Genomic DNA, 11,028 nt, shown 5'->3' on the forward strand with positions numbered 1-11,028 from the left:
TCCGGAGCGCTTAGTCTGGTCAACCCGAGCTCGCGGTATTCTGCAAGCTCCGCCCGTCAGGGCGGGGTAGTTGACGGCAGCGCCTCCCGGGACGGGGCTGCCCGGCGACCCGGTGCGGCGTCCAGCTCGGCTCGCAGGGCAGTACGATCGAACTTGCCGTTGGGATTGCGCGGTAACACTTCGCGAACAATGACCCGGTTAGGGACCATGTAGGGCGGCAGGTGTTGCGCGCACCAGCCGCGCAAGGCCTCGGGGTCCAGCGATGTTGCGGGCGCAAAGGAGGTGACCAGCAGCACGATCGTCTCACCCAGTCTGTCGTCGGGTACGCCAAGAGCAACGGCTTCGGCGACCAGTCCGCTCGCGTGGACGACCTCCTCGATTTCCTCGGGGCTGATGCGGTAACCGGAACTCTTGATCTGCGCATCGTTGCGCGCGACAAAATAAAGAAAGCCGTCAGCGTCGCGCCGCACAAGATCGCCGGACCAGACGGCCGTGTCGCGGGGCGCGCCACCGGGTTTTACCTCTGGCGAGGGTCGGTAGCGCAGGGCGGTGCGCGCGGCGTCGTTCCAGTAGCCAAGCGTGACGCAGGCGCCCACATGAACCAGTTCGCCGACCTCCTCTGGCCCACAGGGGGAGCCGTCCTCGCGGACGATCAGAATGCGGGCGTTTGGTACGGCCTTGCCGATCGAGTCGGGGCGGTGGTCGACCTCTGCAGGATCGAGGTACGTGGAGCGGAACGCTTCGGTCAAACCATACATCAGGTACGGTTCAGCCTGCGGGAAAAGCGCCCGCAAGCTCTGCAGGACGGGCAGCGGCAGGCGCCCGCCCGTATTGGCGAAATAACGCAGATGACGGCGCGCGGCTTCGGGCCACGGCGCGTGCGCAAGCTGCATCCACAGGGGCGGCACCCCTGTCATGCCCGTGATGCGTTCGCGCTCGCAGGCAGCCATGACGTCCTGCGGTGTCAGGTAGTTGAGCAGTATCGCTGTGGCGTTCACAGCCCAGGCTGAGGTGAGCTGGTTGAGACCGGCATCGAAGCTGAGCGGCAATGCTGAGAGAATGCGGTCCGACGCGACGTGATGAAGGTAGTGCGCGACGCTCCAGCCACCTTCGAGCAGATTGCGATGACTGAGCATGACGCCCTTGGCGAGGCCAGTGGAGCCGGACGTGTAGAGGATGGCCGCCAGATCGGTGTCGATGCACGCAGCGGACCCTGAGGCGAGGCCCGTGCTGTGCTCGCACGGTATGTGGTTCGAGCTGGTTTTCCCGGACCAGCGGTGACGGGTCGTCGTGCCGGACGGCCATGATGGGGTGGCCGCCGGGTCATCGACGAGGAATATGTGTGGCACGCTCGCGAGTGCGTCCGCGCCGAGCAACTCGGCGCGAAGCGCGGAGGTGACGAGGCACCGTGCGCCGCAGTCCTGGAGGACGTGCATGACCTGGCGCGGTTTGAGAAGTGGGTTCACTGGCACAAAGACGCAGCCTGCGGCAACTGCCCCGAGCATCGAGGCGACGGTTTCGACCCGTTTGTCGAGGAAGATCGCGACACGATCGCCGCAGGATGTTCCGAGTGCACGCAACTGCGCGCCAAACCCGCGGCTGAGCGCGATGAGCGCGCGGTAGGTCAGACGCGTACGATCCACGACGAGCGCTTCGGCGTCGGGTGCGCGGCTCGCCGCTGCTTCTACCAGTTCCATGATGTTGTGCATCGTTGTACCTTGATAAGGAATGCAAATAAATAAAGTTGAGGTCTGATACCTTTTTGTTCAAACCGATTCAGTGGCGCACCACCATGGCGCCGAAGCAGCCGGCAAGGCCGCTCGAGAACAGTAACGAGCGCTCGCCTGCCACTTTTTCTTCGCTATCCTGGAAATTGATGAACGGATCGGCGCCGAATACATGGCCGATGCGCGCAAAGTTATGCGTGAAGAGCCGGCTCTGCGCAATGCCGAGCATGGCCATCAGCCGACGCCAGCCGGGCAGATTGACGTGATGAGGCAGCACGCACGTGATCTGGTCCGCGTGCACGCCGGCCTGTCTGAGCGTTGCGCGCATCGTCGTGAACGCGGACCAGTAGTACCTGTCATCGGGGACGGGCTGGATGTCATCGTCCATCGCGCGAAAGAAGCGTCGGTCCGTGTACAGGTACAGGCTCTCGATACGGTTGCAGGCGCCGCCGCGCTCGAGAAGCAGGGCGCAGGCGCCGTCGCTGTGAAGCGCAAGGTTCTGGATGGCGCGCAGATGATCGCACCCTGGGCCAATCAGGTCGGCGCACACGACGATGGCCCGCACGATCGCGCTGTTTTGCGCCATCAATGCACGCAGGGTGCGAATGGCGGCAAACGGTGAGACGCAGTTCTGCTGCGCGACCGAAAACGCCAGTGCACGGCCGAGCCCGGTCGTGCACTGGATCAGGTGGGCTGTGCCTGCGGGTGGTGCGATGATGCTGCTCTGGATCGTATGCGCGTAGATGAGCGCATCGATGGAGTCTGGCGTGACGCGCGTGGCTGCGAGCAGTGTACGCACCGCTTGGGTCGCAAGATCGGCGGGCGACTTGCCAGCTGCGTCGTGGAAACACCGCGTACCGTTGTCCAAGAGCGCTGCGGCACGCCGGGCGGACTGCCCGCAGCGGGCTGCCCACGTATGCGCATCGACGATGTTGTCGGGCAGGCAGTATGCGACGCCGGCAAGCGCGAGCGCGGGCGGGTGTTCAGGTGCGCACATGCTCGCCTCCACGGAATTGCAGCAATGCGCAGGCGGCTTGTCCCTGGAGGCCTGCTGACCAGGCGAGGATGTATTGCCCGGGATGCGGCCTGATGTCGCGCAGCAAACGGTCAAGATTGACCGGTGTATCGGCGGCACAGAGGTAGCCGATGCTGCCCGCATCACCCAGCACGGTACGTGCGGATGACAAGCCGCACTGGGCGCTGATGTCGCGTGCCAGTGTCCGGTTCAGATGTGCTGGCAACACCCAGTCAATTGCAGCAGGGCTGACGCCTGCCTGCAGACAGGTTTCATCGATTGCACCGGTTAGCGTGGCCGTGTCAATCCAGGCGAGTCGACGCTCGACACCGGCTGACACCGCCGGTGTGCGCACGGTGAGGCCCCGTACGCTCCAGCCCGTTTCGGCGCCGGCTTGCACAAGCACCGCTGCTGCACCGTCGCCCAGCGCCGTCAGCGCGCCGACCGTGCGCTCAAACGGGGGGCGCCAACGCTCGGCTGCCACGATCAGCACGGTTCGGGTTTGCGCGTCCGTCGCCATCAACGCTGCTGCGACCTTGAGCGCCATCACGAAAGAGACGCCTTGAAGCTGTCCGAGCGCGAAGGGCACTTGGCCCTGTCCCAGTTCGCAGTGAAGTCTGCAGGCACACGAGAGCGTGAGGTCGTGTTCGAAACTGCCCTGACAGACGATTATCTGGTCGATCGTGTCGGCGGCCGCGTGATGACCCGCCGTGGCGAGAAGCCGGTGGGAGACGTGTAGCGCCATGTCCGAGAGCATGAGCTCCCGTTCGACGGCGACCGTCAGGATGCCGCTCGCGTCGGGCGGTGTTGCTAGGTCGTCGGCGTCCGCCGGTCCAGCGGGGTACTCGGTCTGTCGCCAATGTATCGTGCCTGCATAGATCGATTGCATGAGTGCTTCGCGCGCGTCTGCCCTCTGTTCGAGCGACTCGGACGCATGTCTGGAGAGCGCAGTCAGCGGGACCCGCGAAGCTGGGACGTAACTTGCTGTCGCCACGATGCAGGCATTGGACACACAGGTATCAGGTGCGGCAGACATGGGATTGCACGAACGCGGTCAGGTTCGCAAAGCGCAGGAACAGGTCGGACGACAGGTCCTCGGGCGCGAGGGTGAAATTGAAGTGCTTTTCGATTCCGAGCAGCAGTTCGGTCATGTTCATCGAGTCGATACCGATGTCGAAGAGATTGGTGTCGTCCTGCACCAGGTCGGCCTGGACGGTGCTCCCAAGTACGGACAGCAGACACGTCTTCAGGGTGGCGGCAATGTCGCTGCGTTCGGGGGATGTGGCGTCAGACGTCATGACGGTCTCCAGATGTTGCGTCAGCAGGAAATGAACGAGGGAAGACGGCGGGCGTAGCCGTTTAGGGCACGGACAGGGCGCTTCCCCAGATGAAATCGCGTGGCGTGCGCTGGGCTGCGCGGGCAATCATGAGTCGCTGCAGGTCGCCCGTGCCTTCCATGATGTCGTACGCCTTCGCGTCACGATAGCTCTGCTCGAGTGCCGGATGGGCGGCAATGCCTTCCAGCCCCGCAAGCTCGAGGGCCTCACGCGTGATGTGCGCAGCGACGCGCGACGCGTACGCCTTGGTGATGGACGCGTCCAGCGAGCTGGCCAACTGACGGTCGGCTTGCCACGCGGTGTGATGACAGAGCAGGCGCGCCGCGGTGATCCTGCGCTCGATGTCAAGGAGACGGTCGTTCACGTCAGCGACGCGCAGATGCGGGCTCGCCGGCAAACCACCGGCGTCGAAGAACGTGGCGAGCTCGTCGCGTACGCGCCAGCAGGTGCCGATCATGATCGAGGACAACAGCGGACGGAAATAGTCCCATGCCTGCTGTGCGCCGGAGAACGCGTCGTGGAGGGAGTGTTCATCGTCCCGCCTGAGCAGCGCTTCGGCAGGCAGTTCGCAGTCTGTGAAGGTGAGGACTGCGAGCTGGCTTGCGCGCAGTCCAATCATCCGCTCGATGCGACTAACAACGAGTCCTGGCGTGTCGCCAGGCACGAGAAACGCGCGGATGCCGTAGCGTCCTTGTCGACGGTTCACTGTGGCGAAGGCGACGATGCAATTGGCGCGTGCGCCATTGGTGATGAAGCATTTGGTACCGTTCAGACGCCATCCCTGCCCGGTTTCGGTCGCCGTCATCCGCATGGCGGTCGCGTCAGATCCGCAGTCGGGCTCCGTGATGGCGAACGCGCCCCAGCGCGGTGTGTCGTTGTCGAAGCGCCGGAAGAATGCCGCCTGCTGCCGGGGACTTGCGAGCGCGAGTATGGGCGGCGCGGCAAGGCCCGGGCCGGGCAGTGCGAGGGCCAGACCCGCATCGGCATGGCCAAGATATTCCATGAGCGCCGTGCGCGACACGAGCGATTGCACAGCAGCGCATCCACCGTGTTCGACCGGTACGAGGTTCAGGTTGAGTGCGCGCGCCTCGCATGCCTTCCACAGAGCCTCTGGAATCTGTCCGCTCGCGTCCGCCAGTCGGCCCTCGCTGCGCATGCTCCGAGCCAGCCGGTCCAAATCCAGGCGATGCGCGGCAAGACCTGCACGGATTTCCTCGAGCGTTGGGTTATACGGCAACGAGCGCGACGGATTGACCATGAGCGGTTCCTCGGGGGACGGATCGGTTGTGGATTGATGCATCACGCACAAGCGGCGATTACATGCGTGTCGTTACGGCGTAAAGCGTAGGTGGCGCCGGGGCACTCGCGCTACCTACGAACATTGGGAGGGGGCGTCTTGCCGTATAACCCGGCGCTTGAACCGCCCGATGACGGATAATGCACGTTTGCAACCGACCCTCAAATCGCCAACGACAGGTGCGACGCGCATGGCAGCACGACGACAGACGAAAGAAAGGAAACCCTTGCCTCAGCCCGACAGAAGAGGACCCCGCACGACGAAGCGGGGCGATCAGGTGGCGGAGCTGATCAAGGGCTGGATCACGGACGGCAGGGTGCGTCCGGGGATGCGGCTGAGCAAGGAGGCCGAGCTGCAGCAGGCGTTCAACGTGAGCCGCGGCTCGATGCGCGACGCGCTCAAAGCGCTCGAGGTGCAGGGGCTGGTGACGCTGAGCACGGGGCCGGACGGTGGCGCGACGATCACCGAGGTGCCGCTGGAACGGGCGTTCCAGAGCCTGCAGAACTACCTGTTCTTCCAACGTGTCAGCCTTGAGGACATCTATGCGGCGCGCCGGGCGCTTGAGCCACTACTCGCGGCGGGCGCTGTGGCGCATCTGACGGCAGGTGACTTCGAAGCACTGGAGCTTAGTATCGAAGTATGCGAGCCGTTTGCGGCAAGCCACGAGCACGCACTCGACCAGCGTCACGAGGACATCCATTTCCATGACGTGCTCGCAGCGGCCAACCCAAATGCTTTTCTGCGCTGTCTGTGCCAGATCATCAACCAGATGCTGCATAGTCTGGTTGTCGTCGCGGGCAACGTGACGCAGCGGGACTATCAGGCATTCGGCCGGGCGACTGTGGCCGCGCACCGGGAGATTCTTGAGGCGGCGAGACGCCGTGACGCCGAGGCGGTCAGCAGGCTCATGCAGGAACACATGGAGCAGGCCGAAGCGCAATTGCGCAAGGTGCACGCGGCGCTACGCCAGAAGCTCGTGGTCGATTCTGATCTTGGATTGCACGCGAGAAGACGCAGGCCGCAGTAGCGCGCGATGCGGGGGAGCCGTGCCGATTTGTTCGCCTTATGAGGGAGTTCTGCCATGTCCGGCCGCGCGAAATCCGCGGGCCAGTTCTGGCAGCGGCGCGCGTCCGAAAGCCTGCTCGAACACGTAACAGGCCCACAGGACGAGCGCATCGGCATGGCGGGCGCCGACAATCTGCACGCCCACAGGAAGACCCGAGTCGCTCATGCCACCGTAGACACTTGCCGCGGGCAAGCCCGACTGATTGCACCAGGCCGTGAAATGCGGAAAGAGCGCGTTGCCCGCAGGCAGTCCGTCAAGCGGCATCGCCACGCATGGATACACGGGGCAGATGAGGACGTCGTGTTGCTCAAAGAATGCGTTCACCGCGGCGCCAAGTTCGCCGCGCTCGACCAGCGCACCCAGAAGTGCCTCACCCGATATATTACTTCCCGCATGCGCGTAGGCTCGCAGCGACGGGTCGAGTTGGGCACCGCCGTCCGGCATGCTGCCAGCAAGCTGATTGCAGCACGCCGGCCACAGGGTGGCATGGATTGCATTGCTGCGTGCAACGCCGGGCGGGTCCGCACGCCGCACGCTCGCTCCCAGTTCGCGAAACACTTCGCCCGCGCGGGTGACGGTGTCATACACGTTTGATTCGAGATTTACCGGTAGTCCCAGCGTGGGGCTAAGAGCAATACGAATGCCACCAGGCGCGAGCCGGCATCGCAGTCCCTGCTCATAATCGCTGCCTTCAAACGGCAGCGCGTACCAGTCGCGGCTATCCGGTCGGCTGATCACCGTCATGATGCGCGCAGCGTCCTCGACGCAACGAGTCATCGGTCCGACGTGGCTCAGTAAAGCAAAGGGGCCGCGCGGCGCATGTGGCACGCGTCCGAAGCTAGGCTTGAATCCGAAGGTTCCGGTAAATGCAGCCGGAATCCGGATGGAGCCGCCGCCGTCAGTCCCGATTGCGGCGGGCGCCATGCCCAGGGCGACGGCAACAGCAGCACCGCCGCTGCTGCCGCCTGGCGTGCAGTCCAGGCGCCACGGGTTGCGCGTGAGGCCGGTCAACGGGCTGTCAGTCACGATCTTGTGCGCGAAATCGGGCAGTGTGGTTTTGCCAAAGCAGATGGCTCCGGCCTCGCGCAGTCGCGCAACGCAGGGGCTATCGCTTTGCGCAGCGTGCGTCGGGGTCGTCAGTGAGCCGTAGCGGGTCGCCATGCCGGCGACGGCCACGTTGTCCTTGATACTGATCGGTATGCCGTCAAGCGGGCCAAACGGCGAGCGCCGCTGCCACCGGTGCTCGGAGGCGCGTGCCATGGCGAGCGCATCGTCGGCGATCTGGCAGAAAGCGTTGACTGCCGGATCGAAGCTGCGGATGCGCGTGAGAACCTGCTTCATCACGTCAAGCGGTGAGGCGGTGCCGGTCTGGTAGAGCGTGGTCAGTTCCAGAACGGTGAGGTCGCACAATTCGCTCATGGTGCCTCCAGTTAATTATAAGAAATAACCATAGGCGCGGCCGAGAAGCTTGTCAAGCTTGCACATTCAAGCGAACTTCATCGGGTTATTTGAGGGTAAACGCTAATTTATTCACCATTGACCGCATCATCCGAGTTGGCGTAAATTAATCACAATAAATTGACGTGAGCGCCATTCGTCCGAGCGAGGCTGTGCATTACACGTGACGAGAGTCTGTGTCTTTGTCGTGACAGGTGTTTGTCGAGCAATCGACAGTGACGGATGGTTAAGGCACCAGAAGCGCTTCGCCCGCGCGGCGGACGGGTGCTGAAGCCGGTCGGTTATCGCGGAACACGCTGAGCGTTTGTCCATCGCATTGGGATGGTGTCGCAGCAAACGGAGGTTATTGCTGACATCCCGCGATCGAGTGGTATCTGGCCTCGGCGAGCATGAACGCAACGATGGATGATATCGTTGCCAACGTTTTCAACTCGTTCTGGCGTTATTCGGATTTGTGGTTGGGGAGCACTGAACTTCGTGTGCGGAGGCGAACTAGCGGGTGTTCTACTAAGAAACTCTTAACTTTTCGCCTCTGCCAGCGTTTCCGCAGTAGCAAGAAGGGCTTTTTTCTTCTCTTTGCTGAGTCGTCCTGCAGTGATGATCAGATTCGCCAGGAGGTCATCTTCTTCGTAGAGAAAGCTGGTCGGGACGTGTAGTGCCTTGGCGAGGTGCTGGCTGGTCTGTATGCCGGGGGCATGTTTGCCCTTTTCATACTGGTTGACGCGCGAGCTGGCCGAAAACTCGTCTATTCCAGCGCGAATGCCTAACTGTTCCTGCGTTAAACCCGAGCGCTCGCGAGCCTGTTTCAGGCGCTTTGGAAAGATAGATGAACTCGCTGTGTCTCGGGTCATCCTCAGAGTTTCTTAGATTCTTCTTGATGTTTTACTAAGTAATTCTTAGTCTTGAGGCTAAGAATTACTTAGTTTGTGGTGATTTTAGGATGCGCGTGGACGGCCAGCACAACCCTAGCAGAACGGGTTGCCTGCGAAGCGGCGCGATGTGGCTCGAACAGGGGCAGAAATCTTGATTGGCAAACCATGACGATAATCTTCAATATCCTCAGTTACGTGAGCATTCTGGCCCTTGTGGCTTTGGGACTCGCCATCGTGTTCGGCATGATGGACATCGTGAACCTCGCTCATGCCGAGTGGGTCACGATCGGTGCGTACACACTTGCAGTTGCCCAGTCGCTAGGTGGTCGGGATGCGTTCTGGGTCGCGCTCGTCGTCGCACCTGCGGTGGGGGCGGCACTTGGGTGGGTGCTGGAATGCTCGGTGATCCGCCTGCTGTACAAACGCCCGCTCGACACGCTGCTCGCGACCTACGCGGTGAGCCTTATCCTGCAAAAGGCACTGGAACTCGTCTTCGGTACCCAACCGATGCTGGTGTACGCGCCGTTTAACGGTGCCTTGACGGCGTTCGGCGCGACTTACCCTGCCTACCGGATCTTCATGATTGGCGTCGCCGTTGCGGTGACAGCCGGTTGCTGGCTGGTGTTTTCGCATACGGGCTTCGGCACGCAACTGCGCGCCGTTATCCAGCACCCGGCGATGGCCGAGGCTGTCGGCATCGATACGCGGCATCTGAACCGCATTGCGTTCGCGGGCGGTGCAGCGCTCGCGTCGCTCGCCGGTGTGCTCGTCGCCCCAATGGTCTCGGTGGAGTCTCACCTCGGCGTGTACTACCTTGGCAAGGCATTCTTCGTGATCGTCCTGGGTGGCATCGGCTCGATTGCCGGAAGCCTTGTTGGTAGCGCCGTGATCGGTACGGCCGAGACGCTCTTCAGCTACAGGGTCGATCCGTCGCTCGCGTCCGCACTCGTGCTGATTCTGTCGATCGTCGTGATCCGTTTCAGGCCGCAGGGTCTGATACCCGGATTCAGCGCCGCCCATCAGCTTCTCGGCAAGAGGTGAATCCATGTTTGAGCGACTCAAGTTGCATGCGGGCCTCTGGCTGTCGCAGCCGAGGCCGGGATCTAGCGATGTACCGTTTGTCGTGGGGTGGGCCCTGGGGCTACTTCTCATGCTGATTCTCCCGCATTGCGTCGCGCCTTATGCGCTCTCAACTGTGCGCGACGCGTTGGTGATGGGGCTGCTCGCACTCAGCTACGACCTGCTGTGGGGCAAGGCAGGGGTATTGACGCTCGGCCATACCACCTTTCTCGGGCTGGGCACCTACGGGTTCGCAATTGCCACCGTGCATTTCGGCCTCGCACCTGTTAGCGCGATCCTGATCGGGCTGCTGTGCGCGGGGACGGTAGCCGCTGGGATTGGCTACTTCCTGCTTTACGCTGGTGTACGGCTGCATTTCTTTGCCATCGTCAGCATGGCCGTGCTGATCATCGCACAGCAACTCGCCACGAGCTGGCAGTCGGTCACCGGGGGCGACACCGGTATTCTCGGCATTCCGGGTCTGTCCGCCACGTTTGCAGGACACTCGCTCGACCTCAGTAGCCCGCTTCGCTCCTGGTACGCCGTTGCAGCGCTCGTGCTGACAACCGCCTGTCTCACATGGCTCGCATGTCGGAGCCGCTACGGCAAGGTACTTGCCGCGATCTCCACGAACGAGTGGCGGGCAAGGGCCTGTGGCTATCACACGTCATTTCATCTGCTGCGGCTATTCGTCATTTCCGCGCTGCTCGCGGCGCTTGCCGGCTGCCTCATGGCCGCGTGTTCAGGCGTCGTTGCGCCGGACGTCTTTTCGCCGCTGCTTGCGACCGAAGTCATCCTGTGGGTCGCGGTCGGCGGCCGGGGCACGATTGGCGGTCCCGTGATCGCGGCAGTCGCATTCACGCTTCTGAAACAGAGAATAAGCAGCTACAGCACGGAGTTATGGCCGCTGTTGCTTGGCGCATTGTTTTTGGGCTGCGTGCTGTTTCTGCCAGACGGTCTCAGGTTCCGGAGGGTTGCGATCAATCTGCGCGGGGTCTGGCGCGCGATGGCAGCAAGGCGCGCGTTACCCGAGGCGCGCCGTGCGGGAGGAGGGCAGTAATGGGCCAACTACCCCACCCCTAAAGGGTGGAGCTTGCAGAACATCGCAAGTTCGGGGTGACCAGACTAAGCGCTCCGGATGCCTTAATCCGGACTTCATTGCCGAGTAGGGCGGGCGCTACGTTGTGCATAGGTTCA

General features: G+C 62.8%; 10 protein-coding genes. 3 read left to right on the plus strand and 7 right to left on the minus strand.

The annotated features are described in order from the left end of the window. Nucleotides 1-56: 56 nt before the first annotated feature. From M0D69_RS42240 to M0D69_RS42260, 5 genes are all read right to left on the minus strand, one after another. Nucleotides 57-1,709: an acyl-CoA ligase (AMP-forming), exosortase A system-associated gene (locus M0D69_RS42240; protein ID WP_301787733.1), complete on the minus strand. Its 1,653-nt coding sequence runs from the start codon at nt 1,707-1,709 to the stop codon at nt 57-59. Nucleotides 1,710-1,776: 67 nt separating this feature from the next. Next, complete coding sequence (locus tag M0D69_RS42245; RefSeq protein ID WP_301787734.1) at nt 1,777-2,724, minus strand: ketoacyl-ACP synthase III family protein; 948 nt, start codon at nt 2,722-2,724, stop codon at nt 1,777-1,779. Next, nucleotides 2,711-3,778 (minus strand): 3-oxoacyl-[acyl-carrier-protein] synthase III C-terminal domain-containing protein, encoded by a 1,068-nt coding sequence (locus tag M0D69_RS42250; RefSeq protein ID WP_301787735.1) that lies wholly within the window; start codon nt 3,776-3,778, stop codon nt 2,711-2,713. The genes M0D69_RS42245 and M0D69_RS42250 overlap by 14 nt, the downstream gene beginning before the upstream one ends. Next, nucleotides 3,762-4,040, minus strand: a complete 279-nt coding sequence (locus M0D69_RS42255; protein ID WP_301787736.1) for an acyl carrier protein — start codon at nt 4,038-4,040, stop codon at nt 3,762-3,764. Before M0D69_RS42255 ends, M0D69_RS42250 begins: the two co-directional genes overlap by 17 nt. A 61-nt stretch (nt 4,041-4,101) precedes the next feature. Further along, the gene (locus tag M0D69_RS42260) at nt 4,102-5,337 is read right to left on the minus strand and encodes an acyl-CoA dehydrogenase family protein (RefSeq protein WP_301787737.1); all 1,236 of its coding nucleotides are present in this window, start codon (nt 5,335-5,337) and stop codon (nt 4,102-4,104) included. A 229-nt stretch (nt 5,338-5,566) separates the two neighbouring features. On the opposite strand from M0D69_RS42260, the gene M0D69_RS42265 reads away from it, so the two are divergent. Next, nucleotides 5,567-6,403 (plus strand): FadR/GntR family transcriptional regulator, encoded by an 837-nt coding sequence (locus M0D69_RS42265; protein WP_301787738.1) that lies wholly within the window; start codon nt 5,567-5,569, stop codon nt 6,401-6,403. 36 nt (nt 6,404-6,439) lie between these two features. Here the strand turns inward: M0D69_RS42265 and M0D69_RS42270 are convergent, their stop codons facing one another. Together M0D69_RS42270 and M0D69_RS42275 are read right to left on the minus strand one after the other, a co-directional pair. After that, nucleotides 6,440-7,861 carry an amidase gene (locus tag M0D69_RS42270; protein WP_301787739.1) on the minus strand — a complete coding sequence of 474 codons (1,422 nt, stop codon included), beginning with the start codon at nt 7,859-7,861 and terminating at the stop codon, nt 6,440-6,442. 557 nt (nt 7,862-8,418) lie between these two features. Then, nucleotides 8,419-8,751, minus strand: a complete 333-nt coding sequence (locus M0D69_RS42275) for a helix-turn-helix domain-containing protein (RefSeq protein ID WP_301787740.1) — start codon at nt 8,749-8,751, stop codon at nt 8,419-8,421. A gap of 186 nt (nt 8,752-8,937) precedes the next feature. On the opposite strand from M0D69_RS42275, the gene M0D69_RS42280 reads away from it, so the two are divergent. Both M0D69_RS42280 and M0D69_RS42285 read left to right on the plus strand, forming a co-directional pair. Beyond that, a complete protein-coding gene (locus M0D69_RS42280) occupies nt 8,938-9,813 on the plus strand; it encodes a branched-chain amino acid ABC transporter permease (RefSeq protein ID WP_301787741.1) in 876 nt (291 codons plus the stop codon). A gap of 4 nt (nt 9,814-9,817) precedes the next feature. Next, a complete protein-coding gene (locus tag M0D69_RS42285) occupies nt 9,818-10,891 on the plus strand; it encodes a branched-chain amino acid ABC transporter permease (protein ID WP_301787742.1) in 1,074 nt (357 codons plus the stop codon). The last annotated feature ends 137 nt before the right edge of the window (nt 10,892-11,028 follow it).

The organism is Caballeronia sp. SEWSISQ10-4 2 (assembly GCF_030464885.1).
Taxonomy (GTDB): Bacteria; Pseudomonadota; Gammaproteobacteria; order Burkholderiales; family Burkholderiaceae; genus Caballeronia.